Raw genomic sequence first — 26,685 nt, 5'->3', positions numbered from 1 at the left:
CCGTAGAGACGGCCCCGCTCATCCGTCCAATGCACACCATCGCCATAATCGTTCCCATGGTGCATCAGCAGAGGTCAGGCGCGCGGCTGTCACCGTCCGGTGACACAGAAGACATGACGCTGTCGCTGGCGCCGCGTCTGGCCTACTTCGCCGGGGTGGCCCGCACGGAGCACGTCACCCGGGCCGCGCGGGAGATGAACGTCCCGCAGTCCACCCTGTCCCGCGCGATGGCCCGCCTGGAGCAGGACCTGGGCGTCGACCTGTTCGCCCGGCACGGCCGCACGGTGTCCCTGACCACCGCGGGCCGCACCTTCCTCGCCTCCGTCGAGCGGGCCCTCGCCGAGGTCGGGCGGGCCGCCGAGGAGGTCCGCGCGGACGCCGACCCGGCCACCGGCAAGGTCGCCTTCGGCTTCCTGCACACCATGGGCGCCGAGACCGTACCCGGGCTGCTGCACGCCTTCCGCGCCGATCACCCGCGGGTCCGCTTCAGCCTGGTGCAGAACCACGGCGAGGCCATGCTGGAGGGCTTGCGCGCCGGCGAACTGGACCTCTGCCTCACCTCGCCCGTGCCCGACGCGCCCGACCTGGTCGCGCGCCGGCTGGACGAGCAGAAGCTGCGCCTGGTCGTTCCCGCCGACCACCGGCTGGCGGCCCGCCGCCGGATCCGGCTCGCCGAGGCGGCCGAGGAGACCTTCGTGACGCTGGAACCCGGCTACGGTCTGCGCCGGATCACGGACGACCTGTGCCGTCAGGCCGGCTTCAAGCCCCGGGTGGCCTTCGAGGGCGAGGAGGCCGAGACCCTGCGCGGTCTGGTGGCGGCGGGCCTGGGCGTGGCCCTCCTGCCACCGCCGACGGTCCCGCGGCCGGGCGTGGTGGAACTGACGGTCACGGCCCCGAGGGCGGCCCGGGAGATCGGCGTCGCCTGGCCGGCCGGCCGCCCGGACACCCCACCGGTGGCCGCGTTCAAGAAGTTCCTGCTCTCCAGAAGAGGCAACCTGCTGCCGGCCTGACGACAACCTGCCGGCGGGCCTGCCAGCAGGCTGGGCGGGGCTGCGGGCGAGCACGCGGCAGGCCCGCGTCCGGCCGTGGCGTGCCCGTGCCGGGCCGGGAGGCGCCCGCCCCCGACCCGGCCGGCGCCCCGGAAGCCACCGCACGTGACCGGTGAGCGCACGGAGACGGCGACCGCACGCGCCCGACGACCGCGCGACGCACACGACCACATATGAGGCGGCACTCCCCGCGCGCTCGACGACCGCACGGAACCACGGCCGCACGCCCACGCGGCCGCGCATCCCGCACGTGACCCGTCCACGGGGCCGCGCGTCCGGCACGTGACCCGCCCGCGGGGCCGCGCGTCCGGCACGTGACCCGTCTACGGGGCCGCGCGTCCGGCACGTGACCCGTCTACGGGGCCGCGCGTCCGGCACGTGACCCGTCTACGGGGCCGCGCGTCCCGCACGCGATCCGTCTACGGGGCCGCGCGTCCCGCACGTGACCCGTCTACGGGGCCGCGCGTCCCGCACGCGATCCGTCTACGGGGCCGCGCGTCCCGCACGTGACCCGCCCGCGGGGCCACGCGCCCCGCGCGCGACCCGTCCACGGGGCCACGCGCCCCACACGCGACCCGCCCGCGCGCTACCGCCGCAGCGACCGTCCGAACCCCGCGGCCAGCGGCATGCGCAGGCCGATCGGGGGTGGTGCGGCGAGGGCGTCCTCCACGGGGCGGGAGACGGCGTGGCCGAACAGCGCGCCCATCGCGAAGTCGATCGCGAGGGACAGCACTTCGCTGCGGTGGCCGTGCAAGCCGTGGCCGTCGGAGTGCACTTCGAACCGGCACACCTCCCGGTTGGCCTTCTTCGCCCGCGCCGCGAAGCGGAACGACAGTTCGGGGTCGGTCCGTTCGTCGTTCGTGCCGTGCGCGATCAGCACCCGGCGCCCGGCCAGGTGCCGTACCGGCTCGGCGGGCGCGGCCATGTCCTCCTCAGGGAGCCAGGGAGCCAGCGCGACCACGGAGTTGACCGCCTCGTGGCCGCCCGCCCGCAACGCCGCCCTGCCGCCCATGTCCACGCCGGCCAGGCACACCGGAACGTCCCCGTACCGGCGGACGACCTCGTCGGCGGCCCACTCGGCGTCCGCCGCCAGATGCGCCTCGCCGCCGTTCCAGCCGCGGTAGCGGTAGTGCACGGGGTGCACGGCCAGTCCCTCGGCGTGGCCCGCGCGGGCGAGGCGGCGGCCCAGGGCGCGGACGAGGGTCATCGGGCGGACGGGGGACGGCCGGCGGACCGAGACCTCCTCGCCCCCGGGGAGCAGCAGCACCGCTCCGCACACCGCTGCCGGCCGCGGGCCGACTGCCTTTCCCAGCCTGGCCGTTCGCGGCGGTGTCGCTTGCTGTCCCATGACAGAACAGTGTCAGAAGGCGCGGTGTACGAAACCCGTACGTCGGGTCACCGTTGCGTATCGACGGAAAAGCACCGGAAACCGCTGCCGGATCCGGGTGTTCTACGCGCGTAGGAGTTAGAGTGCCGAAATGACGAGCCAGACTGCACCGACGGGGGCCGTCCCGGCGACCGCTCCGGCCCACGTTCCCACGCCGGACCAGATCCGCCGGGCGCCCAAGGTACTGCTGCACGATCATCTCGACGGCGGACTCCGCCCGGAAACCGTCGTCGACCTCGCCCGGGAGAGCGGTTACGCCGGGCTGCCCGAGACCGACCCGGAGAAACTGGGCCTCTGGTTCCGGGAGGCCGCCGACTCCGGCTCCCTGGAACGCTATCTGGAGACCTTCCGGCACACGGTCGGCGTGATGCAGACCCGGCAGGCCCTGGTCCGGGTCGCCCGGGAGTGCGCCGAGGACCTCGCGGAGGACGGCGTCGTCTACGCCGAGGTCCGGTACGCGCCCGAGCAGCACCTCGGCGCCGGGCTGACCCTGGAGGAGGTGGTGGAGGCCGTCAACGAGGGCTTCCGGCAGGGCGAGCGGCTGGCCCGGGAGAACGGCCGGCGCATCCGGGTCGGCGTCCTGCTCACCGCCATGCGGCACGCGGCCCGCTCCCTGGAGATCGCCGAACTGGCCAACCGCCACCGGGCCTCGGGCGTGGTTGGCTTCGACATCGCCGGTGCCGAGGCCGGCTACCCGCCCACCCGGCACCTCGACGCCTTTGAGTATTTGAAGCGGGAAAACAACCATTTCACCATCCACGCCGGCGAGGCGTTCGGGCTGCCCTCCATCTGGCAGGCCCTCCAGTGGTGCGGTGCCGACCGGCTCGGGCACGGTGTGCGGATCATCGACGACATCGAGGTCCACGAGGATGGCTCCGTCACCCTCGGCCGGCTCGCCTCCTATGTGCGGGACAAGCGCATCCCGCTGGAACTGTGCCCCAGCTCCAACCTCCAGACCGGAGCCGCGACCTCCTACGCCGAGCACCCGATCGGGCTGCTGCGCCGGCTGCACTTCCGGGCCACCGTGAACACCGACAACCGGCTGATGTCGCACACCAGTATGAGCCGGGAATTCGAGCATCTCGTGTCCGCTTTCGGTTACACGCTGGACGACGTCCAGTGGTTCTCCGTCAATGCGATGAAATCAGCGTTCATTCCTTTCGATGAAAGACTCGCGATGATCAATGACGTCATCAAGCCCGGATTCGCCGAGCTGAAATCCGAATGGCTGTTCCGGCAGACCGCCTCTACCAGCGGTTCCGGCGGTCCGGAGGCATAGTCGCCGCATCCTGTGCGGCACGGAATGCGGGCGCTCCCTCACCCGGCGCCCGCATTTTGGTATTTGCGGTGGGCGGCGTGGGGTGTTTACGGTCGTGGACCGCTCGGATCGTTTGTGATCTCGTTTCTCCGCACGCAAGGACGCAATCACCATGAAGCAGTCTGCTGCCAGGACCCTCGGTGTCGCCGCCCTCGGTGCCGCCATCGCCGCCGTCGGCGCGGGCGCGGCCCACGCGGCCCCGGCCACCCGGGACGCCGGCCACACGCTGGACACCGTCACGAAGACGCTGCCGCCCGAGCAGCTCATCGACGCGCTGCCCGAGAGCGGAGCGGTGAAGACGCTCAAGCCCGTGGCCAAGCGCGGTGCCGCCGCCGCGCTGCCGGCCCTGAAGAAGGGAGCGGCCGCCGCGCAGCCCGTCGCCGAGAGCGTCGTCGCCGAGGGGCCGACCAAGCCGGTCGCCGGTCTGCTCGGCGGACTGCCGCTGAAGGGGCTGCCCACGCACGGCGTGCCGGTCAACGGGCTCCCGCTCGGCTGAGCCCGCCCTCCGTACGACACGCGGGGCGCTCCGGTGCGGTACGTCCGGACGCGCCCCCGGGGCGCGTCCCCGCGCTCACCAGGCCGTACGCACCTTGTCCTCGGACGGCAGCAGCAGCCACAGCGCTATGTACAGCAGGAACTGCGGGCCCGGCAGCAGACAGGACACCAGGAAGATCACCCGCATCGTCGTGGCCGAGGTGCCGAACCGGCGGGCCAGTCCGGCGCAGACTCCGCCGATCACGCGGCCGTGGGTGGGGCGGGAAAGGGCGGTCATGTCGGCTCCTCCGTGGTCGTCGGCTCGCTGACGAGCCGCTGGCGGGTCCCGGCGGGACCCTCAACTGCCCTCAACGATAGGCAGACGAAGGGGACGAAGCATCACTCCAAGGGGCGATACCGACCCTGGAAATCGTCGGGGTACGGCCCTGAGGCGGCTCCTCCGGGACGGCGAAGGCCGGCCCGGTCTCGCCGGATTCCCTCGCCGCCCGCCGCAGCAGGGCGCGGCCCGCCGGGACGACGGCCAGGTGGGCGAGGACGACACCCGCCGTGTTCAGCAGGAGGGAGTCGACGTCCACGACCCGGCCCGGCACACCGGTCTGCAACAGGGCGATGCCGAGGGAGATCAGCGCGCCGGCGGCGGCCGTCCGCAGCAGTGAGACGAGCGGGGAGACGGTGAGCCTCCCGTGCGCCGCCGGCAGCAGCACGCCCAGCGGCGCGAGCAGCGCGAGCCCCTCGCCGAGCGGTCTGGCGGCGCCCGGCCAGCCCAGCGCCAGATCGGCCCGGACACCGGCCAGCGGGCGCAGGTTCGGGGGCATCACCCAGGGGACGTCCAGGGGACGCAGCATCAGCCAGGCGACGAGGGCGAGGTGCGCGACGAGGAGGACACCCCCTGTCACACGGACGCGGATCACGGCGCTGCCGCCGATGGAGCCTTGACGCTGCACTCCCCCCTAGACGCCGGGGCGAAGCCGATTGGTTCCGGGTGGAAACGATTCGGCTGGACATGGCGGGGGCGCACGCAAGAGCGCGCGGCCCGCCGCACACCCCCGGCCCACCCGGACCACCGGCCTCCGCAGGCTCCGGGCCTCCCCGCCCGCGCCGGGCCACGGCCCGCTCCAGCCCCCACCGCCCGCGCCGGTCCGCCCCCGCACACACCCGGAGCCCGCCCCCCGAACCCGGACAGCCGACCCCCCGACCCCGGACAGTCGGCGGCCCGGAGTCGCTACGAGTCGGTCACCTCGCCCGACGGCGGCCGGGTGCCGCCCGGGCGTTCGCGGACCCGGTCCGTGCACTCGTAGCGGCGCAGCGGGCTGCCGTCCGGGCCGCCCAGGATGACCGAGCCGTCGCCCTCCGTGGCCGCCGAGTCGGACAGGGTGCACACGAGCTGGGCCAGGGCGTAGGAGGTGAGCCGCGACGGGGCCGTGGTCAGCCGGAGCGTGTCCTCGGGGTCCTTCGGGCCGGGCCCGCGCACACCGAGACCGCCCGGCACGTACGTCGTATAGCCCGCGGAGCGCTCCGCGGCCGACGGGGACGCGGCGAGCTGGTCCAGCAGCCCCTGCGCCACGATCACCCGGCGCCGGGCGTCCGGCGTGCCCTCCGGGACCGGCACGGTGCGGTCCACGGCCACCAGGGACGCCCCGCACAGCAGGAAGACCTGCGCCGGCACCCCGCGCGAGGACTGCGTGGACAGGTCCGGCCCGGTCAGCGTGCACGGCACCCGGGACGGCGCCGCCCCGAAGTCGGTCGGCACCTCCGTGGCCCGGATGCCGCAGCCGGTGAGCAGCGCGCCGAGCAGGGGCAGCGCCACCAGGCGTCGTACGGTCATGACCCCGCCTTCCCCGCCGTGCCGGTGTCCGGTCCGCCGGTGCCGTCCCCGCCGTCCCCGTCGCCGTCCCGCTCGGTCAGCGGCGAGGAGTCCCGGGGCAGGCGGAGCGTGAAGACCGCGCCGCCCTCCTCGGAGTTGGCCGCGCTGATGTCGCCGCCGTGGATGTGGGCGTTCTCCAGGGCGATGGAGAGGCCGAGCCCGCTGCCCTCGGAGCGGGGCCGGGACGCGCTCGCCTTGTAGAAGCGGTCGAAGACGTGCGGCAGGACGTCCTCGGGGATGCCGGGCCCGTGGTCGCGGACCCGGATCTCGACCGAGTCGTCCGTCTCGCGCACCGACACCCGCACCGGCGACCCGCCGTGCTTGAGCGCGTTGCCGACCAGATTGGCGAGTATGACGTCCAGGCGGCGCGGGTCCAGCCGGGCGTGGATGCCGCGCTCGGCGTCCAGCTCGACCGCGTCCAGCCAGGCCCGGGCGTCGATGCAGGCGGTGATCTGGTCGGCCACGTCGACGTCGTCCAGCACCAGCCGGGCGGTGCCCGCGTCGAAGCGGGTGACCTCCATCAGGTTCTCGACCAGGTCGTTCAGCCGCCGGGTCTCGCTGACCACCAGCCGGACCGCGGGCTCGACCATCGGGTCGATGCCGCCGGCCTCCGACTCCAGTTCCTCCTCCAGCACCTCCGTGACGGCGGTGATGGCGGTGAGCGGTGTCCGCAGCTCGTGCGACATGTCGGCGACGAACCGGCGGGACGCCTCGTCCCGGGCGGCCATGTCCGCGACCCGCTTCTCCAGCGCCTCGGCGGCGTTGTTGAACGTCCGGGACAGATCGGCGAGTTCATCGGTGCCGGAGACCCGCAGCCGGGTGTCCAGCCTGCCCTCGCCGAGCCGCCGCGCGGCCACTCCGAGCCGGTGCACCGGCTTCAGCACGGTCGTGGCGGCGGCCTGCGCGAGCAGCGCGGCGCCGATCAGCGCGAGCCCGGTGGCGATGCCCAGCGACCAGGCCAGCGAGTTGAGGTCCTTCGCCTCCGGTTCCAGGGACTTGGCCATGTAACCGGTCGGGCCGCCGCCGATGACGCGGGTGCCGGCCACCAGATACGGCGTGCCGTGGTCCGTGACCCGCTGCCAGTACAGGTGGTACGGCTCCTCGTCGGCGCCGGTCGCCCGCTGCCGCCTGGCCACGGCCGTGCGCAGCGAGCCGGGCACGTCCTCCAGCGCGAAGCCGTTGATGCCGCCCGAGGTGCCGTACACCGTCTTGCCCCCGGCGTCCTCGGCGACCAGCAGCACGCTGAAGCGCTGGCTGCTGGCGGCCATCTGGCCCGCCGCGCGCTGGAGCTGGTCCTGGGTCGGGTGCTCGGGCAGCGCGCCGGCGCGGTTCTGCATCTCCTGCCGGAAGTCGCGCAGCACCGCGTCCTGGGCGCGGGTGAGCACCGCCTCCCGGTTGAGCCAGTAGGCGATGCCGGACGCGGACACGGCGGCGGTGAGCGCCACCAGCCCGAAGACGACGACCAGCCGCAGCCTGAGGCTCGTGAACCTGAGCCGCGACAGGCTTCCCCCGCGCCCCGCGGCCCAGCCGCGCAGCCCTCCTCGCGTCTCGGTCACTGAGGAGCGTCCAGGCGGTAGCCGACACCACGGACGGTACGGATCAGCGTCGGGGAGGACGGCACGTCCTCGACCTTGGCGCGCAGCCGCTGCACACACGCGTCGACCAGGCGCGAGTCGCCCAGGTAGTCGTGCTCCCACACCAGCCGCAGCAACTGCTGCCGGGACAGCGCCTGACCGGGCCGCCGGCTCAGCTCCAGCAGCAGCCGCAGTTCGGTCGGGGTCAGCTGGAGGTCCTCGCCGTTCTTCGTGACGGTCATCGCGGAGCGGTCGATGACGACGTTGCCGAAGGTCGCCGAGTCGCTGGACTCGCGCTCGCCGCGGCGCAGCACGGCCCGGATCCGGGCGTCCAGCACCCGTCCCTGCACCGGCTTGACGACATAGTCGTCGGCCCCCGACTCCAGCCCGACCACCACGTCGATGTCGTCACTGCGCGCGGTCAGCAGGATGATCGGCAACTGGTCGGTGCGCCGGATGCGCCGGCAGACCTCGAACCCGTCGATGCCGGGCAGCATCACGTCCAGCACGATCAGGTCCGGCCGCTGCTCGCGCAGCAGCTTCAGACCGTCCTCGCCGCTGGCAGCGGTGGCCACCCGGTGACCCTGGCGCGTCAGGGACAGCTCCAGGGCCGTGCGGATGGCGTCGTCGTCCTCGATCAGCAACAGGGAAGGCACGCGCTCATTCTGGCCCATGGAGCGGGTGTCGTACGACCTGCCGGTGCCCTGCCTTCCCCACCGCCACCGGCCGTGCGCGGCGGGTGACGGCCCGGGGCGGGACCCCTGTGACAGGTCTGTGACAGTCGGCGGACACGGCGATGAAGTGCCCCCGGCAGGCTTTTGGTCACAGGGCGGGGGGATGATCCACAACCGGCCCGGCACCACCGAATCACCGGAAGTCCACGACGGGGAGCGCGAGATGAAAACGCTGCACGGCATCAGCACCAGCGCAGTGGTCACGCGTCTGCACGACGTGCACCGGGGGTCCGAGAAGTCCGGTGGCGCGAGCGGATGGGGGTGCGCTCGCGGCACCGGGCGTCAGCACCCGGCGTACATGTCGGTGGTTGACGCGCACACGGGGGAGACACACGGGGGAACCGCGTACAGGGAGGACTCGGGGGAGCGGCGCCGTTCGCTGACGGAGGCGGAGTTCACCGCCTACGTCCAGGAACGCCGCGCCTCCCTGTACGCCACCGCCTACCACCTGACCGGCGACCGCTTCGAGGCCGAGGACCTGCTGCAGAGCGCGCTGTTCTCGACGTACCGGGCCTGGGACCGGATCAGCGACAAGGCCGCGGTCGGCGGATACCTGCGCCGCACCATGACGAACCTGCACATCAGCGCCTGGCGGCGGCGCAAGCTCAACGAGTACCCGACCGAGGAACTGCCCGAGACGCCCGGCGAGACGGACGCGATGCGCGGCACCGAGCTGCGCGCGGTCCTGTGGCAGGCGCTGGCCCGGCTGCCCGAACTCCAGCGCACCATGCTGGTCCTGCGCTACTACGAGGGCCGCACGGACCCGGAGATCGCCGACATCCTCGGCATCAGTGTCGGCACGGTGAAGTCCAGCATCTGGCGCTCGCTGCGCCGGCTGCGCGAGGACGAGGTCCTCAGCTTCGGCCGTGACGAGGAGAGCGCCTTCGGCGAACTGGTCGCCTGAGGCAGGGGGCCATCGGGGGATGGCCCGAGGGGGGACACGGGGGAACAACGGGGGAGCACAGAGGAACGGGATCGGCGGGCCGGGGGGCCGGCCGGTCCCGTTCCGCATTCCGCGCTCCGGTACGGCGATCACGCCGCCGTAACCGGTAGCCGTACGACGGTCAGGCCGCCGTAACCGGTAGCCGTACGGCGGTCAGGCCGCCGTCTCCTGCCGGGCCCGCCGGTCGGCCGCCGCGGTCGCCAGCCGGCCCAGGGCCTCGTCCCGGCCGCACGCACGCGCGCCCAGGGACACCTGGTGGGCGACGATCGACCGTTCCGCGCGCATCAGCCGCCAGCCGCGCCGCAGCAGGAACGGCACCGACTTGCGGCCCTCCTTCAGATCCCGCAGGAAGCGCCGCCGGAAGGTGGTGACCGGGCCGCGGGTCAGGCACAGCGCGTCCGCCAGCACGCCCAGCTCCCGGCAGCGCCCGACGATCTCCGCGGCGAAGATGCCCTCGGCGATGAACACCGGGGTACGGCCGATGCGCAGCGTCCGCTCGCCGGTACGGGCGCTGCGCGCAAGGTCGTACACCGGCACCGGCGTCGAACCCGTGGCGCACAGCCGGACGATGGCCTCGACCGCGACGTCCGCGTCCCAGGACCGCGGGTGGTCCCAGTCGATGTCCGCGCTCCCCTCCACCAGCGGCAGAGTCGGGTCGTCGCCCTCCTTGTAGAAGTCGTCCAGGCGCAGCACGGGAAGCCCGGAGCGGGCGGCGACGAGGGACTTGCCCGAGCCCGAGGGGCCGCACAGCAGCACGACACGGGCGGGAGACGGAGGATGAATGCTCACGGAACACCAGTTTGACGCATGGCGGGCGCCCTGCCGACCCCGCGGGTCCGCTTTTGAGCGCGCGTCCCGCCTCAACTACCCTTCGTGTCGACAGCATCACCCTGCGCACCAGAAGGTGGCATCAGCGATGGCCCGACACACTTCTCCGCACCGCCCCGCCGCACGGCGCGCCCTGCTCGTCCTCGCCGCCGCGGGAGCGGCCCTGGGCGCGGGCGCGGCCACGGCGTCCGCCGACTCGGTTCCCGGCCTGGGCGTCAACTACCGGCCCCTCGACTTCGGCACCATCGACCCCCAGGCCGGCCTGCGCGCCACGACGGGCATCGTCGGCTATGTCACCGGCCCGGTCGCCGGGCTCAAGCCCAACCCGCTGGCGGGCACCGGCGTCGACCCGCTGGACAACGGGGTGGGCACCCAGCTCGCCGACTTCAAGCCGGTCGGCTCCCGGATGCTGACGGCCCCGCTGGCCCAGGCCCCGTCGCTGGGCAGCGTGCCGGGGGTGGGCCCGCTGCTGGGGACGCTGGGCCGCCAGTAGTCCCGAACCGGCCCACTAGTCCCGGGCCGACCCGCTGGTCCCGGGCCGGCCCACTAGTCACAGACCGACTCGGTAGTCCCAGACCGGCTCAGTAGTCCCCGTCCCGGGCCGACGGGGCGCCGGGCCGGTGGCGGCGTCAGTAGGAGGAGCCGGAGGCGCCCAGCGACCCGGTCGGGTGCCAGACCGTCTTCGTCTCCAGGAACGCCGTCATCCGCTCGATGCCCGGCGTCTCGGCGTAATCCACAGGCTGGGGACGGAGCACCCGCTTGAGATTGTCGGCCGCCGCGATCTCCAGCTCCTTCGCCAGCTCCTCGTCCGCGCCCGCGAGGTCGATGGCGTTGACGTCCTGGTGCGCGGCGAGCGGCGCCGCGATCTCCGCCGTACGGCCGGACAGCACGTTGACCACGCCGCCCGGCACGTCGGAGGTGGCCAGCACCTCGGCCAGGGACAGCGCGGGCAGCGGAGCCTTCTCCGAGGCGATCACGACCGCCGTGTTGCCGGTGGCGATCACCGGGGCCAGGACCGAGACCAGACCGAGGAAGGACGAGTCCTGCGGGGCCAGCACGGCGACCACGCCGGTCGGCTCCGGGGAGGAGAGGTTGAAGTACGGGCCCGCGACCGGGTTGGCGCCGCCCAGCACCTGGGCGATCTTGTCGGTCCAGCCCGCGTACCAGACCCAGCGGTCGATCGTGGCGTCCACGACGGCCGCCGCCTTCGACTTCGACAGGCCCTCCGCGTCCGCGACCTCCCGGACGAACTGCTCCTTGCGGCCCTCCAGCATCTCCGCGACGCGGTAGAGGACCTGGCCGCGGTTGTACGCGGTCGCGCCGGACCAGCCGCCGAACGCCTTGCGCGCGGCCACGACCGCGTCACGGGCGTCCTTGCGGGAGGAGAGCGGCGCGTTCGCCAGCCACTTGCCCTTCGAGTCGGTCACCTCGTACACCCGGCCGCTCTCGGAACGCGGGAACTTCCCGCCGACGTACAGCTTGTAGGTCTTGAAGACAGTGAGCCGATCAGACATCGAGGTACGCCTCCAGGCCGTGGCGGCCGCCCTCGCGGCCGAAGCCCGACTCCTTGTAACCGCCGAACGGCGAGGTCGGGTCGAACTTGTTGAACGTGTTGGACCAGACGACACCGGCCCGCAGCTTGCCGGCGACCGCCAGGATGCGCGAGCCCTTCTCGGTCCAGATGCCCGCCGACAGGCCGTACGGGGTGTTGTTCGCCTTGGCGACCGCCTCGTCCGGCGTGCGGAAGGTGAGCACCGACAGCACCGGGCCGAAGATCTCCTCGCGGGCGACCGTGTGCGCCTGGGTGACGTTCGTGAACAGCGTCGGGGCGAACCAGTAGCCGGCCGAGGGCAGTGCGCAGGACGGGGACCAGCGCTCGGCGCCCTCCGCCTCGCCCCGCTCGGCCAGCGCGGTGATCCGGGCGAGCTGCTCGGCGGAGTTGATCGCGCCGATGTCGGTGTTCTTGTCCAGCGGGTCGCCGAGGCGCAGCGTGGACAGGCGGCGCTTGAGGGCGTCCAGCACCTCGTCCTGGACCGACTCCTGCACCAGCAGCCGCGAGCCCGCGCAGCAGACCTGGCCCTGGTTGAAGAAGATGCCGTTCACGATGCCCTCGACGGCCTGGTCGACCGGCGCGTCGTCGAAGACGATGTTGGCGCCCTTGCCGCCCAGTTCCAGCGTGAGCTTCTTGCGGGTGCCGGCGACCGTCCGGGCGATCTGCTTGCCCACCGCCGTGGAGCCGGTGAAGGCCACCTTGTCCACGTCCGGGTGCGCGACCAGCGCGGCGCCGGTGCGGCCGTCGCCGGTGACGATGTTGACGACGCCCCGGGGCAGGCCCGCCTGACGGCAGATGTCCGCGAAGAACAGGGCGGACAGCGGGGTCGTCTCGGCCGGCTTCAGCACGACCGTGTTGCCGGTCGCCAGCGCCGGGGCGATCTTCCACGCCAGCATCAGCAGCGGGAAGTTCCAGGGGATCACCTGGCCGGCGACGCCCAGCGGACGCGGGCTGGCGCCGAAACCGGCGTGGTCCAGCTTGTCGGCCCAGCCCGCGTAGTAGAAGAAGTGCGCGGCGACCAGCGGGAGGTCCGCGTCGCGGGTCTCCTTGATCGGCTTGCCGTTGTCCAGCGTCTCCAGGACCGCCAGCTCGCGGCTGCGCTCCTGGATGATCCGGGCGATGCGGAACAGGTACTTGGCGCGCTCGGCGCCGGGCAGCGCCGACCACTTCTCGAACGCCTTGCGGGCCGCCCTGACCGCCCGGTCGACGTCCTCCGCGGTGGCCTGGGTGTACTCGGAGAGCACTTCCTCGGTGGACGGCGAGACCGTCTTGACGAGATCCCCGCCCGCGCTGTCGACGAACTCGCCGTCGATGAAGAGGCCGTAGGACGGAGCGATGTCGACGACCGCGCGCGACTCGGGCGCGGGAGCGTACTCGAATGCCATGTGTCAGTCCACCGTTACGTAGTCGGGCCCGGAGTAGCGGCCCGTGGCCAGCTTCTGACGCTGCATCAGCAGGTCGTTGAGGAGCGAGGAGGCGCCGAAGCGGAACCAGTGGTTGTCCAGCCAGTCCTCGCCGGCCGTCTCGTTGACGAGCACCAGGAACTTGACAGCGTCCTTGGAGGTGCGGATGCCGCCGGCCGGCTTCACGCCGATCTGCACGCCGGTCTGCGCGCGGAAGTCCCGGACGGCCTCCAGCATCAGCAGCGTGTTCGCGGGGGTCGCGTTCACGGCGACCTTGCCGGTGGAGGTCTTGATGAAGTCGGCGCCGGCCAGCATGCCGAGCCAGGAGGCGCGGCGGATGTTGTCGTACGTCGACAGCTCACCGGTCTCGAAGATGACCTTCAGCCGGGCGCTCGTCCCGCAGGCCTCCCGCACGGCCACGATCTCGTCGTACACCTTCAGGTACTTGCCGGCGAGGAACGCGCCCCGGTCGATGACCATGTCGATCTCGTCGGCACCGGCGGCGACGGCGTCGCGGACGTCGGCCAGCTTCACGTCGAGCGCGGCCCGGCCGGCCGGGAACGCGGTGGCCACCGAGGCGACCTTCACGCCGGAGCCGGCGACGGCCTCCTTGGCGGCGGTCACCATGTCGGGGTAGACGCAGACCGCGGCCGTCGTGGGCGCCGTGCGGTCCGTGGGGTCGGGATGGACCGCCTTGGCGCCGAGCGCCCGGACCTTGCCCGGGGTGTCCGCGCCTTCCAGCGTCGTCAGGTCGACCATCGAGATGGCGAGGTCGATGGCGTACGCCTTCGCGGTGGTCTTGATGGAACGGGTGCCGAGAGACGCGGCCCGCGCCTCCAGGCCGACCGCGTCGACGCCGGGCAGCCCGTGCAGGAAGCGGCGCAGCGTGCTGTCGGACGCGGCGACGTCCGAGAGAGCGTGAGCTGTGGGTGCGGTAGTGGGCATGGTCACCAGACGAGCATATCTACGCGCGTAGCGGATGTATAGCCCGAGGACGGATCGCGGTGGGGCGCGCGGGCGGCACGGGGCGTGCGGCGGGAGGGGCGCGCGCGGCGCGGCGCGTACGACGGCGGGCGTCAGCGGCCCGCGCGCGAGGAGGCCGCGGGGAGGTGTGACGGGTCCGTCTCCGGCCGGGCCGGACGGGTGACGCGGGCGTGGGGCAGAATCGGCCCATGACCACCCCGGACCACCCGTCACCCGTGTCACAGCCCCCGGTGCCCGCCCCCAAGGACCGGATCTACCGCTCGCCCCTGGGGCTGGCGGGCGGCGTGCTGCTGCTCCTGGTCGTCCTCTGGCTGGGCTTCGACGCGCTGTTCAAGGGCCACGGCCGCACCCCGTGGCTGGCGCTGGCCGGCCTGATCCTGATCGTGCCGCTGGTCGTCGCGTTCACCCTGCGCCCGGCGGTCTTCGCCAACGAGGAGCGGCTGCGGGTCCGCAACCCGTTCCGGGTGATCACCGTGCCCTGGGGCGAGATCGCCGGCCTGCGCTCCGGCTACACCAACGAGGTCCTCACGAAGTCCGGCGGCAAGTACCAGCTCTGGGCCGTACCTGTCTCCCTGCGCGCCCGCAAGAAGGCGGCCCGCCGGCAGCAGCGGGCGGCGGCGGACGCGGCCCGGGGCGGGACGCCGGGCGGCGGGGGCGGCGGGCTCGGGCCGGGCGGCTTCGGCCTCGGCGGGTTCAGCCTGCGCGGTCCGGACACCGGGCCGGCCCGCGCCGAGACCGACAAGGTCATGGACGACCTGCGCGAACTCCTCGAACACCACGAAGCGGCCGAGCAGGCGCAGGGCGAGGTCACCGTGCGCTGGGCCTACGAGGTGGCCGCACCGGCGGTCGCCGGCGCGGTCCTGCTGGCGATCCTGCTCGCCACGGGGTGAGAGCGGGCGGGGGCGCGTCTTCGCCGGCCGGCCCCGCCCCTGCGGACGACGCCGGGCTCCCGCGAGGGTGCCCGGCGTCGCTCGTATGCGGGTCGCTCGTATGCGGACGGACCGGCGTGCGCGCCCCGGCGTCGCTCGTATCCAGCAGGACCGGCGTGCGCGCCGCGGTGTTCCGGTGCCCGGGAGGGCCGGCGTGCGCCCCCGGTGCCGATGTCCGGTGCCCGGCGGGCGGGCGTGCGCGCCGGGTGTCCGGTGGGCGGGCTCAGATGCCCGCGGCCGCCGACAGGTCCCGCTTGACGGCCGTCAGCAGCTCGGTCGCGCGGGTGCGCGCGGCCGGCAGGCCGGCGGGCCCGGAGACCGGTACGACGACCTCCAGATAGCACTTCAGCTTCGGCTCGGTGCCGCTCGGGCGGACGACGACCCGGGCGCCGTCCAGGGTGTAGCGCAGGCCGTCCGTGGGCGGCAGCGCGTCCGTGCCCCGGGACAGGTCCTCGGCCCGGACGACGGGCAGACCGGCCAGCTCCGCCGGCGGCTGCTCGCGCAGCCGGCGCATCGCGTCCGCGATCAGCGACAGGTCCTCGACCCGGACGGAGAGCTGGTCGGTGGCGTGCAGGCCGTGCTCCACGGCGAGGTCGTCGAGCAGGTCGAGGAGCGTACGGCCCTCTTCCTTCAGCACCGACGCCAGCTCGGTGATCAGCAGCGCCGCGGTGATGCCGTCCTTGTCGCGCACGCCCTCGGGGTCCACGCAGTAGCCGAGGGCCTCCTCGTAGCCGTAGCGCAGGCCGTCGACGCGGGCGATCCACTTGAAGCCGGTCAGGGTCTCCTCGTAGGGCAGCCCCGCCTTCCGCGCGATCCGGCCGAGCAGCGAGGAGGAGACGATCGACTCCGCGAAGGTGCCCCGGGCGCCGCTCCGGACCAGATGGGCGGCGAGCAGGGCGCCGACCTCGTCGCCGCGCAGCATCCGCCAGTCGCCGCCGTCCCGGACGGCCACGGCGCAGCGGTCCGCGTCCGGGTCGTTGGCGATGACCAGGTCCGGGTCCGTGGCGCGGGCCCGCGCGAACGCCAGGTCCATCGCGCCCGGCTCCTCCGGGTTCGGGAAGGCGACCGTCGGGAAGTCCGGGTCCGGCTCGGCCTGCTCGGCGACCAGCACCGGCTCCGGGAAGCCGGCCCGGGCGAAGGCGGCCAGCAGCACGTCCTTGCCGACGCCGTGCATGGCCGTGTAGACCGTGCGGGCGGTGCGCGGGGAACCGGCGGCCAGGACGGCGTCCGTACGGGCCAGATAGGCGTCCAGGACCTTGTCGTCCAGGATCTCCCAGCCGGCGTCCGGACGGGGGACGTCGTGCAGGGAGGCGATGGCGGCGATCTCGGCGGCGATCTCCGCGTCGGCGGGCGGGACGATCTGCGAGCCGTCGCCGAGGTAGACCTTGTAGCCGTTGTCGCGGGGCGGGTTGTGGCTGGCGGTGACCTCCACGCCGGCGACCGCGCCCAGGTGCCGGATCGCGAAGGCGAGCACGGGCGTGGGCAGCGGGCGGGGGAGCACGGCGGCACGCAGACCGGCGCCGGTCATCACGGCGGCGGTGTCCCGGGCGAAGTCGGCGGACTTGTGGCGGGCGTCGTAGCCGATGACGACCAGGCCGTCGCCCCGGCCCTGCTTCCTCAGGTACGCGGCGAGGCCCGCGGCGGCACGGATGACGACGCCGCGGTTCATGCGCATCGGGCCGGCGCCGAGTTCGCCGCGCAGGCCGGCGGTGCCGAACTGGAGGGTGCCGGCGAAGCGGGCCGCCAGCTCCTCGACGGCACCGGCGTCGATCAGCCCGGCGAGTTCGTCGCGGGTCTCCTGGTCCGGGTCCTCGGCGAGCCAGGCCTTGGCCCGGGCGATCAGATCGTCGTGCACCTTGGGATCAACCTCTCCTGTGTCTACCTGGTCCGGTGGGGGACTGTGCCCCCGGACCCCGTCCTGCGCGGCCGGCCGGAACGCGGAATGCGGAACGCGGAAAGCGGGGGGCCGGGCGGACGGGTGAGCGGGCGGGCCCGCGGGCGCGTCCAGAAGGGGCCGTGCCGCCATGACCGGCCGTCGTGCCGCCGGCCGTACGCCGGTCTCCGTCACCGGTCGCCGTACCGGCTGCCGTACGCCGGCCTCGCCGCCGTACCGCCACGACCGGCCGTCGTGCCGCCGTCACCGGCCGCCGCGTCCCGCCCGGCCCGTGCCGCCCTGCTCACGCCCGTCCGCTCGCCCGTCCGGCGGGTCAGATGCGGCCCAGCACCCGGGTCAGCAGCTGGCCCATGCGCGCCGCCGAGTCGCGGCCCGCCTGGAGGACCTCCTCGTGGTTGAGGGGCTCGCCGGTCATGCCCGCGGCCAGGTTGGTGACCAGGGAGATGCCCAGCACCTCGGCGCCCGCCTCGCGGGCGGCGATCGCCTCCAGGACGGTGGACATGCCGACCAGGTCCGCGCCGATGACCCGGGCCATGCGGATCTCGGCCGGGGTCTCGTAGTGCGGGCCGGGGAACTGGGCGTAGACGCCCTCCTCCAGCGAGGGGTCGATCTCCTTGCACAGGGCGCGCAGGCGCGGGGAGTACAGGTCCGTCAGGTCGACGAAGTTGGCGCCGACGATCGGGGAGGTCGCCGTGAGGTTGATGTGGTCGCTGATCAGCACCGGCTGGCCGGGGCGCATGCCCTCGCGCAGGCCGCCGCAGCCGTTGGTGAGCACGACCGTCTTGCAGCCGGCGGCGACGGCGGTGCGCACGCCGTGGGCGACGGCGGCGACGCCACGGCCCTCGTAGTAGTGGGTGCGGCCCAGGAAGACCAGGGCGCGCTTGTCACCGAAGGAGTACGAGCGGACCTTGCCGCCGTGCCCCTCGACGGCCGGCGGCGGGAAGCCGGGCAGCTCGGTGACCTGGAACTCGGCGTCGGGAGCGCCCAGGGCGTCGACGGCCGGAGCCCAGCCGGAGCCCATCACGAGGGCGACGTCGTGGGTCTCGGCGCCGGTGAGCGCGCGCAGGCGCGTGGCGGCGGCGTCGGCGGCGGCGTACGGGTCGCCCTGGATGTCGTCCGGAAGAAGAGATGCGTTCACGCCGACGAGGGTAACCGCTCTTCGCCTACGCGCGTAGATGACAGAGCCCACGGGATTGTTTTCGTTGCCTTGTCGTTTTCCACAAACGGTGGACGGAAGGGGAGGAGGTGCGCGAACGGGGCGGTGCGGCGCCTCAGCAGGGGCGCTTGCGCAGCTCCATCACATAGTCGTGCGGGGCGCCCGCCGACTCCGCCGCGTCGGCGATCTCGCCCAGATAGCGTGCCGACGGCAGCCCGCCCTCGTAGCCGTTGAGGACATAGGCCCAGGCCGGTTCCTCGCCGTCCAGGGTGTGCGCGCGCACGCGCACCCGCCGGTAGAGGTCGAGCGCCCCGCCCTCCCAGCGGTCGAGCGAGTCCTCGTCCATCGGGGCGATCTCGTACAGGCCCACGAAGACCTGGGCCAGCGGGTCCTCGACGATCGTCGCCAGCGCGCCGTCCCAGCCGAGCTGCTCGCCCCCGAAGGTCAGCCGCCAGCCGTTCAGCCAGCCGGTGGCGCGCAGCGGGGAGTGCGGGGCGCGGCGGGACATCAGACGCGCGTCGAGGTTGCCGGCGTACGCGGCATAGAGCGACATGGTCAGAGGGTACGGCAGCCGCCCCGCGGGCCCCGGGCGTCACGGTAGTGTCCCGGCGGCGCCCCCGGGCAGTGGCACGTTGAAGCGTGCGGGACAATGGAGTACGTGACTCGGATCGTGATCATCGGTGGCGGACCCGGCGGATATGAAGCGGCCCTCGTGGCCGCTCAGCTCGGCGCGGAGGTGACCGTCGTCGACTGCGACGGTCTGGGCGGAGCGTCGGTGCTGACCGACTGCGTGCCGTCGAAGACCCTTATCGCTACGGCCGAGGTGATGACCACCTTCGACTCCTCGTACGAGGAGCTGGGGATCATCGTCGCCGACGACACCCCGCCGCTGGAGCGGTCGGCCCGGGTGGTGGGCGTGGACCTGGGCAAGGTCAACCGCCGGGTGAAGCGCCTCGCGCTCGCCCAGTCCCACGACATCACCGCGTCCGTGACGCGGGCCGGCGCCCGGGTCATGCGCGGCCGCGGCCGGCTGGACGGCATGCAGTCCCTGGACGGGTCCCGCAAGGTCGTCGTCACCGCCGCCGACGGCTCCGAGGAGACCCTGACGGCCGACGCCGTCCTCATCGCCACCGGCGGGCATCCGCGGGAGCTGCCCGACGCCCGGCCCGACGGCGAGCGCATCCTGAACTGGACCCAGGTCTACGACCTCACCGAGCTGCCGGAGGAGCTGATCGTGGTCGGCTCCGGCGTCACCGGTGCCGAGTTCGCCGGCGCCTACCAGGCGCTGGGCTCCAAGGTCACCCTGGTCTCCTCCCGCGACCGGGTGCTGCCCGGCGAGGACCCGGACGCCGCCGCCGTCCTGGAGGACGTGTTCCGGCGCCGCGGCATGAACGTGATGGCCCGCTCCCGCGCGCAGTCCGCCAAGCGCGTCGGCGACCGGGTCGAGGTGACGCTGGCCGACGGCCGGGTCATCACCGGCACCCACTGCCTGATGGCCGTCGGCGCCATCCCGAACAGCGCGGGCCTCGGCCTGGAGGAGGCCGGCGTCAAGCTGCGCGAGTCGGGCCACATCTGGGCCGACAAGGTGTCCCGCACCACCGCGCCCGGCGTCTACGCGGCCGGCGACGTGACCGGCGTCTTCGCGCTCGCGTCCGTCGCCGCCATGCAGGGACGTATCGCCATGTACCACTTCCTGGGCGACGCGGTGGCCCCGCTGAACCTGAAGGCCGTCTCCTCGAACGTCTTCACGGACCCCGAGATCGCCACGGTCGGCTACACGCAGGCGGACGTGGAGGCGGGCAAGATCGACGCCCGGGTCGTCAAGCTGCCGCTGCTGCGCAACCCGCGCGCGAAGATGCAGGGCATCCGGGACGGCTTCGTCAAGATCTTCTCCCGGCCGGGCACGGGCATCATCGTCGGCGGTGTCGTGGTGGCGCCGCGCGCCTCGGAACTGATCCACCCCATCTCGATCGCCGTCGACAACAATCTGACGGTCGAACAGATCGCGAACGCCTTCACCGTGTACCCCTCCCTTTCGGGGTCGATCGCGGAGGTCGCCCGGCAGTTGCACACGCGCAAGGCGAGCGCGGAGGCCTGACGGCCCCGGCCGGCTTCCCGCTGGTCACGGCGGATCGTGGCGTATGCGGCCGGCATGGGCGGGGCGGACGGGTCCTATATCACCTCCCGCCCCGCCGTGCGAACAACTTCTGCTATTCGCCGCAAACTGCTGAAAGCAGACGGTCGCTGGGGTTACTGTCTGTTTCGTGTTCGCTGCTGAACGTCGCCAATTGATCCTCGAAATGGTGCGAGCGAACGGTGCCGTGTCGCTCCGTGAACTCGCCCGCGTCGTCCAGACCTCCGAAGTGACCGTACGGCGGGACGTGCGGGCGCTGGAGGCAGAAGGACTCCTCGACCGCCGGCACGGCGGTGCGGTGCTGCCGGGCGGGTTCACGCGGGAATCCGGCTTCCCGCAGAAGTCGCACCTCGCGACCGCCGAGAAGACGGCCATCGCCGACCTCGCCGCGGGCCTCGTCGAAGAGGGCGAGGCCATCGTGGTCGGAGCGGGTACGACCACGCAGGAGCTGGCCCGCCGCCTCGCGCGCGTGCCGGGCCTGACGGTCGTCACCAACTCCCTGCTGGTGGCCCAGGCACTGGCCCACGCCAACCGGGTGGAGGTCGTGATGACCGGAGGCACCCTGCGCGGTTCCAACTACGCCCTCGTCGGCTCCGGGGCCGAACAGTCCCTCCAGGGGCTGCGGGTGTCCAGGGCCTTCCTCTCCGGAAGCGGTCTGACCGCCGAACGCGGTCTGTCCACCTCCAACATGCTCTCGGCATCCGTCGACCGGGCCCTCGTCCAGGCCGCCGCGGAGGTCGTGGTCCTCGCCGACCACACCAAGCTGGGCACGGACACGATGTTCCAGACCGTGCCGACGGACCTGATCACCCGGCTGGTCACCGACGAGCCCCCGGCCCACGACGACCGCGCCGCCACGGAGCTGCAGGCGCTCGCCGACCAGGGCGTGCAGATCGCCGTGGCGGGAGGGAGCGGGAACCAGGGGGGTGACCAGGTCCCGGCGGGCCGCCGCACCCCCCTGCCGGGACCACGCAGAAGCCACGCACCGGGCCCCTCCCCGCTCCGCTCCACCACCCCCCTCCCCGAACCGGCAAACCCGGACCGCGCCCGCGTCGCGGACCTGCGGCGGCGGTAGCGCCCGCCGCCCGCGGGACAGCCACCGTCCGCGGGACCCCGCGCTGTCGGTGGCCCCGCCTACAGTGCGGGCATGGCGCTGACGGACATCACCCGGGTCGAGATAGAACAGGCGATGGAGGAGTACGACCGCCTCGGCCGAGCGGCCTTCCTCGCCCGCTACGGCTTCCGGCCGGCCCGCCGGTACCTGCTGGCGCACCACGGCAGGTGCTACGACTCGAAGGCGATCGTCGGGGCCGCGCACGGGTACCTGCCCGGCCGGCGGCCCCTGGCCGCGGCGGAGTTCTCCGGTGGCGCGAAGCACGCCGTGGCCCTCCTGGAGACGCTCGGCTTCTCGATGGCGCAGGACCCGCCGCCGGACGGGACCCTCACCCACGGCGGGCTGCTCCGGCGCGTCACCGCGATGCGGGCGCACCGCGTCGCCGGCCGGCCCGCCCTGTACAAGCCCGTCACGCTGCTGTGGGCGATGGGGCGCGCCCTGCGCGGTGAACCGCGGCTGCTGGCCTGGACGGAGACGGAGCAGGCGCTCGCGGCGCTGCTCGCGCGGCACGGAGCCCGTGGGGAACGGCCGCGCCCGGACTACCCCGTGGCGTCCCTGTGCCGCGACGGGCTGTGGACGCTGCCCGACCACCCGGGCGAGGTGCCCACGGCCCACGGGGACGCGGGACTGAAGCGCTGGTTCGCCGAGCACCGGCCGCGCGGCGGTCCGACCGAGGCGGTCTACGACCTCCTCCGGCACTCGCCCGTCACCCGGCTCGCGGTACTGGACGAACTGCTCGGCACGTTCTTCGACGGTCTCGACCCGGCCCCGCTCCTCGCGGACGTGGGCCTGGAGGAGACCGGCACGGAGCCGGAGCAGCCCGGGCGGGCGGCCGGGGAGGCGGCGGACCGGCCCGAGCCCTGGCTCGTCACGGCGGCCGAGTACGAGCGGGGCTGTCGGCTCATCGAACAGCGGGAGGCCGCGAACGGCGCCGGCGGGCGCGACACACGGACCACACACCGGCCGAAGCGCTCCCGGGCCGCCCGCTATCTGGTGCTCAAGCGCAGCCAGGGGCGGTGTGAGAACCCGGGCTGCACGGGCCAGCCCGCGGATGTGACGGACCGGCGCCAGCCGATACTGGAGATCGACCATGTGCGTGACCTCGCCCTGGGCGGGCGGGACCACCCCGGTCAGATGGTGGCCCTGTGCCCGAACTGCCACGCCGTGAAGACCCGGGGCAGCACGCGCGAGGAACTGCGCGAGATCCTGCTGCGGGTGGCGGAGGAACGTCACCGGAGCATGCGCCTCGACGCCCGCCCGCCGCTTTCCTGAGCCGTCTGCCGCCCGCAGGGGAAGGGCGACGGGTGCCGCGGACCGGCGCCGGTCCGGGAAAACGCCACGCCCGGCGGTCCGGGAAACGCCACGCCCGGCGGACCGGGACAGCCGGTCCGCCGGGCGTGGCGCAGGTGCTCGCCGCTCGGCTCAGTCCTTGATCTCGCAGATGGCCGCGCCCGAGGTGACGGATGCGCCCACCGTCGCCGCCAGGCCCTTGATGGTGCCGGTTTTGTGGGCGTTGAGGGGCTGTTCCATCTTCATGGCTTCGAGGACGACGACGAGGTCGCCTTCCTCGACTTCCTGGCCTTCCTCGACGGCGATCTTGACGATGGTGCCCTGCATCGGGGAGGCGAGGGTGTCGCCGGAGGCGGCCGGGCCGGACTTCTTGGCCGCGCGGCGCTTGGGCTTGGCGCCGGCCGCGAGACCGGTCCGGGCCAGGCTCATGCCCAGGGAGGCGGGCAGGGAGACTTCCAGGCGCTTGCCGCCGACCTCGACCACGACCGTCTCGCGGCCGCCGGCCTCGTCCTCCGCGCCGGCCTCGGCCGGCGCGGTGAAGGGCTTGATCTCGTTGACGAACTCGGTCTCGATCCAGCGGGTGTGGACCGTGAACGGGTCGCTGGAGCCGGTCAGCTCGGGGGCGAAGGCGGGGTCGGTGACCACGGCGCGGTGGAAGGGGATCGCGGTGGCCATGCCCTCGACCTGGAACTCGTTCAGGGCGCGGGCGGCGCGCTGGAGGGCTTCCTTGCGGGTGCGGCCGGTGACGATGAGTTTGGCGAGGAGGGAGTCCCAGGCGGGGCCGATCACGCTGCCGGCTTCCACGCCGGCGTCGAGGCGGACGCCGGGGCCGGAGGGGGCGTCGAAGCGGGTGACGGTGCCGGGGGCGGGCAGGAAGCCGCGGCCGGGGTCCTCGCCGTTGATACGGAACTCGAAGGAGTGGCCGCGCAGGACGGGGTCGTCGTAGCCGAGTTCCTCGCCGTCGGCGATACGGAACATCTCCCGCACCAGGTCGATGCCGGCGACTTCCTCGGTGACGGGGTGTTCGACCTGGAGGCGGGTGTTGACCTCCAGGAAGGAGATGGTGCCGTCCTGGCCGACGAGGAACTCGCAGGTGCCCGCGCCTTCGTAGCGGGCCTCCTTCAAGATGGCCTTCGACGCCCGGTACAGCTCCGCCACCTGCTCCGGGGACAGGAACGGGGCGGGGGCCTCCTCCACCAGTTTCTGGTGGCGGCGCTGCAGGGAGCAGTCCCGGGTGGAGACCACGACGACGTTGCCGTGCTTGTCGGCCAGGCACTGCGTCTCCACATGCCGGGGCCGGTCGAGGTAGCGCTCGACGAAGCACTCGCCGCGGCCGAACGCGGCGACCGCCTCGCGGACCGCCGAGTCATACAGCTCGGGGACCTCGTCCAGGGTGCGGGCCACCTTCAGGCCGCGGCCGCCGCCGCCGAACGCGGCCTTGATCGCGATGGGCAGGCCGTGCTCCCGCGCGAACGCGACGACCTCCTCCGCACCCGCAACCGGGTCGGGGGTGCCCGCCACGAGGGGGGCGCCGGCGCGCTGGGCGATGTGCCGGGCGGCGACCTTGTCACCGAGGTCGCGGATGGCCTGCGGGGGCGGGCCGATCCAGATCAGGCCCGCGTCCAGGACGGCCTGGGCGAACTCGGCGTTCTCCGACAGGAAGCCGTACCCCGGATGCACGGCGTCCGCACCCGACTCGCGGGCGGCGTTCAGGATCTTGTCGATGACGAGATAGCTGGTGGCCGGGGTGTCACCGCCCAGGGCGAACGCCTCATCCGCCGCGCGGACATGCGATGCGTCCCGGTCCGGGTCGGCGTAGACGGCCACGCTCGCGATCCCCGCGTCCCGGCAGGCCCGGGCCACGCGGACAGCGATTTCGCCACGATTGGCGATGAGCACCTTGCGCACGATTGAGGCTCCCTCCTTGAAACAAGCCGAGTTTAGGGACTGCCGACACGGCACTTCGACCCGTCCCCACTGGTGAGCTTGCCCACACGGAGCGTGATACGTGGCTCGCTCGACCCGCAAAAGCCCATGTCGTACCGCGGTACGCAGGACTCCTGCGGAAAACCCTAGCCCCGTCATGTGGTCAAGGTCTCTGTGAGGGCGTGCTGCGGCCCACTCGGATTCTTTGTCGAGTCCCTACGAATGGCCCAATGATTCTTTGCTGCCGCCCGAACCCTTGTCCCCCGGTTTACCCGTGAGTAGCGTTCGCGCTGTCTCGAACGTACCTGAGGTAACAGGCTGTCGGCGTGAGAGTGGGTGGGGACCGGTGGTGCGCAGACCGGTGGCAGGGGCGGTGGCGGTCGTCCTCCTCGGGGAGGCGGTGTTCGTCACGGCGTTGAACTGGTTCCTCGGCATGGTCGTGGACCGGCAGAAGATGTCCCTGGCCGGCCTCGACCCGCACGTCATGTCGACGTCCTCGAAGGTCGCCGGAGTCCTCTTCGGGCTCTACTTCGCCCTGTGCGCGCTGGTGGCCGCGCTCGTCGCCGTACGCGACCGCGCCCCGGCCGGTTTCGGCCGGGTCCTGCTGATCAGCGTGGCCGTCGTGCACGGCCTGCTCGGCGCGTTCGCCTGGGGCCCGGTCGGCTGGCCGGCGTTCGTCTTCATGCTCGTGGTCTGCGGCCTGATCGTCCTGGTCCTGATGACCAACGACCGCGCGGCCGGCCCCGAGGAGGGCGCGGGCGGCGGCGGCACGCCCGGCGGGGACGCCGGGCCGGCCGCCCGGCCCGAACCGGGCGCGGCGCCCGTCGACGCGGACGTGCCGGCGAGCCGTACGGACGGACCGCGGGACGGCGCCGGCGGGCCGCAGGACTCCGTGCCCGGCCAGGTCAGCTCCGGGGCGCCCACAACTCCGTGATGCCGACTCCCAGTTCCGCCAGCAGCCGGCGCACCAGGGGCAGGCTGATGCCGATCACATTGCCGTGGTCGCCCTCGATGCCCTCCACGAACGGCGCCGAACGGCCGTCCAGGGTGAAGGCGCCGGCGACGTGGAGGGGCTCTCCGGAGGCCACGTAGGCGGCGATCTCGGCGTCGCTCGGCTCGCCGAACCGGACGACGGTGGAGGCGGTGGCCGACACGTACCGCCCGGCCTCCGTGTCCCATACGCAGTGCCCCGTCTGGAGTACCCCGGCCCGCCCGCGCATGGCCTTCCAGCGGGCGGTGGCCTCCTCGGCGTCGGCCGGCTTGCCGAGCGCCCGCCCGTCCAGCTCCAGCACCGAGTCGCAGCCGATCACCAGGGCGCCGCGCACCTCGGGCCGCGCCGCGACCACCGACGCCTTCGCCTCGGCCAGGGCGAGCGCCAGCTCGGCCGGGGTGGGCGCGGTGACGGCGTCCTCGTCGACGCCGCTGACGATGACCTCGGGGTCGAGTCCGGCCTGCCGGAGCAGGCCCAGCCGGGCGGGGGACTGGGAGGCGAGCACGAGCCGCCTGCGGGGAGTGGCAGTCATGCGGCCAGGTTAGGGCCTGCCCGGCAGGTCCCGTCCGCGGCCCCGCGGGCGACGGCGCGCAGGGCGGACAGGGCCCCGCGGGCGACGGCGCGCAGGGCCGGACAAGGCCTGGCCGGACCGCGCCGCCGGGCTCACCTCAGGCCGATCACGATCATCGCCAGGACCATCGCGAGGGCCATGAGGAGGCCGAGCCGCCGCAGCATGGCCTGCGCGTCACGCAGTTCCTTCGGCGGCTCGTCCTCCGGGTCTGACCACAGCATCCCTCCAGCGTGCGGCCTGGCGGGAGCGGGCGCCTGAGTACCGGTACTCAATTGGCGCCCCGCGCCCGCCGCGCCACACCGCGTGGTCCGCGCGTGGTCCGGAGGTCAGCCGGGCCAGTAGGTGCGGGACCAGGACGCCTGCCCGGGGCTCGGGACGCGGGCCGCCGCGATCCTGGCCGGGTCGGACCACGCGTCCCTCGGGCCGCGCGCGCCCTCCGCCGCGCCCGGCGCCGCCGCTGCCGCCGCGGCGCGGGCACGGACCACCGCCAGGGCGGCGGCCAGCTCCTCGGGGGTCGGGTTGCCCCGTACGACTCTGATCGTCACAGCG

27 protein-coding genes are annotated in these 26,685 nt (G+C 73.5%); 10 read left to right on the top strand and 17 right to left on the bottom strand.

Translation table 11 applies throughout. The annotated features are described in order from the left end of the window. Positions 1-56 precede the first annotated feature (56 nt). Positions 57-1,010: a LysR family transcriptional regulator gene (locus ACZ4SV_RS02680; RefSeq protein WP_397941549.1), complete on the top strand. Its 954-nt coding sequence runs from the start codon at positions 57-59 to the stop codon at positions 1,008-1,010. 625 nt (positions 1,011-1,635) lie between these two features. Here the strand turns inward: ACZ4SV_RS02680 and ACZ4SV_RS02675 are convergent. After that, positions 1,636-2,397 carry a dienelactone hydrolase family protein gene (locus ACZ4SV_RS02675; protein ID WP_397941551.1) on the bottom strand — a complete coding sequence of 254 codons (762 nt, stop codon included), beginning with the start codon at positions 2,395-2,397 and terminating at the stop codon, positions 1,636-1,638. 130 nt (positions 2,398-2,527) lie between these two features. Between ACZ4SV_RS02675 and ACZ4SV_RS02670 the strand changes: the two genes are divergently transcribed. Both ACZ4SV_RS02670 and ACZ4SV_RS02665 read left to right on the top strand, forming a co-directional pair. After that, entirely contained in the window at positions 2,528-3,715 is a 1,188-nt protein-coding gene (locus ACZ4SV_RS02670) for an adenosine deaminase (RefSeq protein ID WP_468000844.1), read from the top strand. A gap of 151 nt (positions 3,716-3,866) precedes the next feature. Next, positions 3,867-4,250 carry an ATP-binding protein gene (locus ACZ4SV_RS02665; RefSeq protein WP_468000842.1) on the top strand — a complete coding sequence of 128 codons (384 nt, stop codon included), beginning with the start codon at positions 3,867-3,869 and terminating at the stop codon, positions 4,248-4,250. Positions 4,251-4,325: 75 nt separating this feature from the next. On the opposite strand, the gene ACZ4SV_RS02660 is transcribed toward ACZ4SV_RS02665, so the two are convergent. The 5 genes from ACZ4SV_RS02660 to afsQ1 form a co-directional block, all read right to left on the bottom strand. Then, positions 4,326-4,526, bottom strand: a complete 201-nt coding sequence (locus ACZ4SV_RS02660) for a PspC domain-containing protein (RefSeq protein WP_365884114.1) — start codon at positions 4,524-4,526, stop codon at positions 4,326-4,328. A gap of 70 nt (positions 4,527-4,596) precedes the next feature. After that, positions 4,597-5,193, bottom strand: a complete 597-nt coding sequence (locus ACZ4SV_RS02655; protein ID WP_468000839.1) for a VanZ family protein — start codon at positions 5,191-5,193, stop codon at positions 4,597-4,599. A gap of 278 nt (positions 5,194-5,471) precedes the next feature. Beyond that, on the bottom strand, positions 5,472-6,074 hold the full coding sequence (locus ACZ4SV_RS02650) for a hypothetical protein (RefSeq protein WP_397941558.1): 603 nt from the start codon (positions 6,072-6,074) through the stop codon (positions 5,472-5,474). After that, the gene (locus ACZ4SV_RS02645; protein WP_468000837.1) at positions 6,071-7,669 is read right to left on the bottom strand and encodes an ATP-binding protein; all 1,599 of its coding nucleotides are present in this window, start codon (positions 7,667-7,669) and stop codon (positions 6,071-6,073) included. The genes ACZ4SV_RS02650 and ACZ4SV_RS02645 overlap by 4 nt, the downstream gene beginning before the upstream one ends. Next, entirely contained in the window at positions 7,666-8,343 is a 678-nt protein-coding gene (gene afsQ1 / locus ACZ4SV_RS02640) for a two-component system response regulator AfsQ1 (RefSeq protein ID WP_026248263.1), read from the bottom strand. The genes ACZ4SV_RS02645 and afsQ1 overlap by 4 nt, the downstream gene beginning before the upstream one ends. A 241-nt stretch (positions 8,344-8,584) precedes the next feature. On the opposite strand from afsQ1, the gene ACZ4SV_RS02635 reads away from it, so the two are divergent. Then, positions 8,585-9,325, top strand: coding sequence for a SigE family RNA polymerase sigma factor (locus ACZ4SV_RS02635; protein ID WP_365879170.1), 741 nt, complete (start codon positions 8,585-8,587; stop codon positions 9,323-9,325). Positions 9,326-9,517: 192 nt separating this feature from the next. Here ACZ4SV_RS02635 and ACZ4SV_RS02630 read toward each other — a convergent pair whose 3' ends face one another. After that, complete coding sequence (locus tag ACZ4SV_RS02630; protein ID WP_468001302.1) at positions 9,518-10,120, bottom strand: uridine kinase family protein; 603 nt, start codon at positions 10,118-10,120, stop codon at positions 9,518-9,520. Positions 10,121-10,280: 160 nt separating this feature from the next. Between ACZ4SV_RS02630 and ACZ4SV_RS02625 the strand changes: the two genes are divergently transcribed. Further along, positions 10,281-10,685 carry a hypothetical protein gene (locus tag ACZ4SV_RS02625; RefSeq protein ID WP_468000834.1) on the top strand — a complete coding sequence of 135 codons (405 nt, stop codon included), beginning with the start codon at positions 10,281-10,283 and terminating at the stop codon, positions 10,683-10,685. Positions 10,686-10,821: 136 nt separating this feature from the next. On the opposite strand, the gene ACZ4SV_RS02620 is transcribed toward ACZ4SV_RS02625, so the two are convergent. From ACZ4SV_RS02620 to deoC, 3 genes are read right to left on the bottom strand one after another with little or no spacing between them, the layout of a single operon-like run. Further along, a complete protein-coding gene (locus tag ACZ4SV_RS02620; RefSeq protein ID WP_397946636.1) occupies positions 10,822-11,706 on the bottom strand; it encodes an aldehyde dehydrogenase family protein in 885 nt (294 codons plus the stop codon). Beyond that, the gene (locus tag ACZ4SV_RS02615) at positions 11,699-13,129 is read right to left on the bottom strand and encodes an aldehyde dehydrogenase family protein (protein ID WP_468000831.1); all 1,431 of its coding nucleotides are present in this window, start codon (positions 13,127-13,129) and stop codon (positions 11,699-11,701) included. The genes ACZ4SV_RS02620 and ACZ4SV_RS02615 overlap by 8 nt, the downstream gene beginning before the upstream one ends. Positions 13,130-13,132: 3 nt before the next feature. Next, a complete protein-coding gene (deoC, locus tag ACZ4SV_RS02610; RefSeq protein ID WP_365879194.1) occupies positions 13,133-14,092 on the bottom strand; it encodes a deoxyribose-phosphate aldolase in 960 nt (319 codons plus the stop codon). A gap of 227 nt (positions 14,093-14,319) precedes the next feature. Between deoC and ACZ4SV_RS02605 the strand changes: the two genes are divergently transcribed. Next, entirely contained in the window at positions 14,320-15,021 is a 702-nt protein-coding gene (locus tag ACZ4SV_RS02605; RefSeq protein ID WP_397941566.1) for a PH domain-containing protein, read from the top strand. Between the two features lie 262 nt (positions 15,022-15,283). Here ACZ4SV_RS02605 and ACZ4SV_RS02600 read toward each other — a convergent pair whose 3' ends face one another. The 3 genes from ACZ4SV_RS02600 to ACZ4SV_RS02590 form a co-directional block, all read right to left on the bottom strand. Beyond that, complete coding sequence (locus ACZ4SV_RS02600) at positions 15,284-16,915, bottom strand: phospho-sugar mutase (RefSeq protein WP_397941567.1); 1,632 nt, start codon at positions 16,913-16,915, stop codon at positions 15,284-15,286. A gap of 352 nt (positions 16,916-17,267) precedes the next feature. Continuing rightward, the gene (locus ACZ4SV_RS02595) at positions 17,268-18,092 is read right to left on the bottom strand and encodes a purine-nucleoside phosphorylase (RefSeq protein WP_365879184.1); all 825 of its coding nucleotides are present in this window, start codon (positions 18,090-18,092) and stop codon (positions 17,268-17,270) included. A gap of 133 nt (positions 18,093-18,225) precedes the next feature. Next, positions 18,226-18,663, bottom strand: coding sequence for a gamma-glutamylcyclotransferase family protein (locus tag ACZ4SV_RS02590; RefSeq protein ID WP_365879186.1), 438 nt, complete (start codon positions 18,661-18,663; stop codon positions 18,226-18,228). 96 nt (positions 18,664-18,759) lie between these two features. Between ACZ4SV_RS02590 and ACZ4SV_RS02585 the strand changes: the two genes are divergently transcribed. The 3 genes from ACZ4SV_RS02585 (at position 18,760) to ACZ4SV_RS02575 (ending at position 22,630) form a co-directional block, all read left to right on the top strand. Continuing rightward, entirely contained in the window at positions 18,760-20,208 is a 1,449-nt protein-coding gene (locus tag ACZ4SV_RS02585; RefSeq protein WP_365879188.1) for an NAD(P)H-quinone dehydrogenase, read from the top strand. A gap of 166 nt (positions 20,209-20,374) precedes the next feature. Then, entirely contained in the window at positions 20,375-21,319 is a 945-nt protein-coding gene (locus tag ACZ4SV_RS02580) for a DeoR/GlpR family DNA-binding transcription regulator (protein WP_365879190.1), read from the top strand. Between the two features lie 72 nt (positions 21,320-21,391). Then, positions 21,392-22,630 carry a phosphorothioated DNA-binding restriction endonuclease family protein gene (locus tag ACZ4SV_RS02575; RefSeq protein ID WP_468000828.1) on the top strand — a complete coding sequence of 413 codons (1,239 nt, stop codon included), beginning with the start codon at positions 21,392-21,394 and terminating at the stop codon, positions 22,628-22,630. Between the two features lie 150 nt (positions 22,631-22,780). On the opposite strand, the gene ACZ4SV_RS02570 is transcribed toward ACZ4SV_RS02575, so the two are convergent. Then, a complete protein-coding gene (locus ACZ4SV_RS02570; protein WP_468000826.1) occupies positions 22,781-24,556 on the bottom strand; it encodes an acetyl-CoA carboxylase biotin carboxylase subunit in 1,776 nt (591 codons plus the stop codon). Between the two features lie 364 nt (positions 24,557-24,920). On the opposite strand from ACZ4SV_RS02570, the gene ACZ4SV_RS02565 reads away from it, so the two are divergent. Continuing rightward, positions 24,921-25,508 carry a hypothetical protein gene (locus ACZ4SV_RS02565; RefSeq protein WP_468000824.1) on the top strand — a complete coding sequence of 196 codons (588 nt, stop codon included), beginning with the start codon at positions 24,921-24,923 and terminating at the stop codon, positions 25,506-25,508. On the opposite strand, the gene ACZ4SV_RS02560 is transcribed toward ACZ4SV_RS02565, so the two are convergent. The 3 genes from ACZ4SV_RS02560 to ACZ4SV_RS02550 form a co-directional block, all read right to left on the bottom strand. After that, positions 25,480-26,097, bottom strand: a complete 618-nt coding sequence (locus ACZ4SV_RS02560; RefSeq protein ID WP_365878599.1) for a Maf family protein — start codon at positions 26,095-26,097, stop codon at positions 25,480-25,482. The two genes, ACZ4SV_RS02565 and ACZ4SV_RS02560, sit on opposite strands and share 29 nt — an antisense overlap. Before the next feature lie 131 nt (positions 26,098-26,228). Further along, complete coding sequence (mmpB, locus tag ACZ4SV_RS02555; RefSeq protein WP_365878601.1) at positions 26,229-26,357, bottom strand: morphogenic membrane protein MmpB; 129 nt, start codon at positions 26,355-26,357, stop codon at positions 26,229-26,231. Between the two features lie 105 nt (positions 26,358-26,462). After that, positions 26,463-26,681: an acyl-CoA carboxylase epsilon subunit gene (locus ACZ4SV_RS02550; RefSeq protein ID WP_397941574.1), complete on the bottom strand. Its 219-nt coding sequence runs from the start codon at positions 26,679-26,681 to the stop codon at positions 26,463-26,465. Positions 26,682-26,685: the final 4 nt, after the last annotated feature.

The sequence above is a fragment of the Streptomyces sp. NPDC027672 genome (assembly GCF_055566335.1).
This window is presented reverse-complemented; position numbering and strand designations above follow the sequence as displayed.

What these genes read in the sequence shown, in the direction of transcription:
- ACZ4SV_RS02680 (WP_397941549.1), top strand. Translation starts at nt 57, where the DNA reads ATGGTGCATCAGCAGAGGTCAGGCGCGCGGCTGTCACCGTCCGGTGAC.
- ACZ4SV_RS02675 (WP_397941551.1), bottom strand. Translation starts at nt 2,397, where the DNA reads ATGGGACAGCAAGCGACACCGCCGCGAACGGCCAGGCTGGGAAAGGCA.
- ACZ4SV_RS02670 (WP_468000844.1), top strand. Translation starts at nt 2,528, where the DNA reads ATGACGAGCCAGACTGCACCGACGGGGGCCGTCCCGGCGACCGCTCCG.
- ACZ4SV_RS02665 (WP_468000842.1), top strand. Translation starts at nt 3,867, where the DNA reads ATGAAGCAGTCTGCTGCCAGGACCCTCGGTGTCGCCGCCCTCGGTGCC.
- ACZ4SV_RS02660 (WP_365884114.1), bottom strand. Translation starts at nt 4,526, where the DNA reads ATGACCGCCCTTTCCCGCCCCACCCACGGCCGCGTGATCGGCGGAGTC.
- ACZ4SV_RS02650 (WP_397941558.1), bottom strand. Translation starts at nt 6,074, where the DNA reads ATGACCGTACGACGCCTGGTGGCGCTGCCCCTGCTCGGCGCGCTGCTC.
- ACZ4SV_RS02635 (WP_365879170.1), top strand. Translation starts at nt 8,585, where the DNA reads ATGAAAACGCTGCACGGCATCAGCACCAGCGCAGTGGTCACGCGTCTG.
- ACZ4SV_RS02625 (WP_468000834.1), top strand. Translation starts at nt 10,281, where the DNA reads ATGGCCCGACACACTTCTCCGCACCGCCCCGCCGCACGGCGCGCCCTG.
- ACZ4SV_RS02620 (WP_397946636.1), bottom strand. Translation starts at nt 11,706, where the DNA reads ATGTCTGATCGGCTCACTGTCTTCAAGACCTACAAGCTGTACGTCGGC.
- ACZ4SV_RS02615 (WP_468000831.1), bottom strand. Translation starts at nt 13,129, where the DNA reads ATGGCATTCGAGTACGCTCCCGCGCCCGAGTCGCGCGCGGTCGTCGAC.
- deoC (WP_365879194.1), bottom strand. Translation starts at nt 14,092, where the DNA reads ATGCCCACTACCGCACCCACAGCTCACGCTCTCTCGGACGTCGCCGCG.
- ACZ4SV_RS02605 (WP_397941566.1), top strand. Translation starts at nt 14,320, where the DNA reads ATGACCACCCCGGACCACCCGTCACCCGTGTCACAGCCCCCGGTGCCC.
- ACZ4SV_RS02590 (WP_365879186.1), bottom strand. Translation starts at nt 18,663, where the DNA reads ATGTCGCTCTATGCCGCGTACGCCGGCAACCTCGACGCGCGTCTGATG.
- ACZ4SV_RS02585 (WP_365879188.1), top strand. Translation starts at nt 18,760, where the DNA reads ATGGAGTACGTGACTCGGATCGTGATCATCGGTGGCGGACCCGGCGGA.
- ACZ4SV_RS02575 (WP_468000828.1), top strand. Translation starts at nt 21,392, where the DNA reads ATGGCGCTGACGGACATCACCCGGGTCGAGATAGAACAGGCGATGGAG.
- ACZ4SV_RS02560 (WP_365878599.1), bottom strand. Translation starts at nt 26,097, where the DNA reads ATGACTGCCACTCCCCGCAGGCGGCTCGTGCTCGCCTCCCAGTCCCCC.
- mmpB (WP_365878601.1), bottom strand. Translation starts at nt 26,357, where the DNA reads ATGCTGTGGTCAGACCCGGAGGACGAGCCGCCGAAGGAACTGCGTGAC.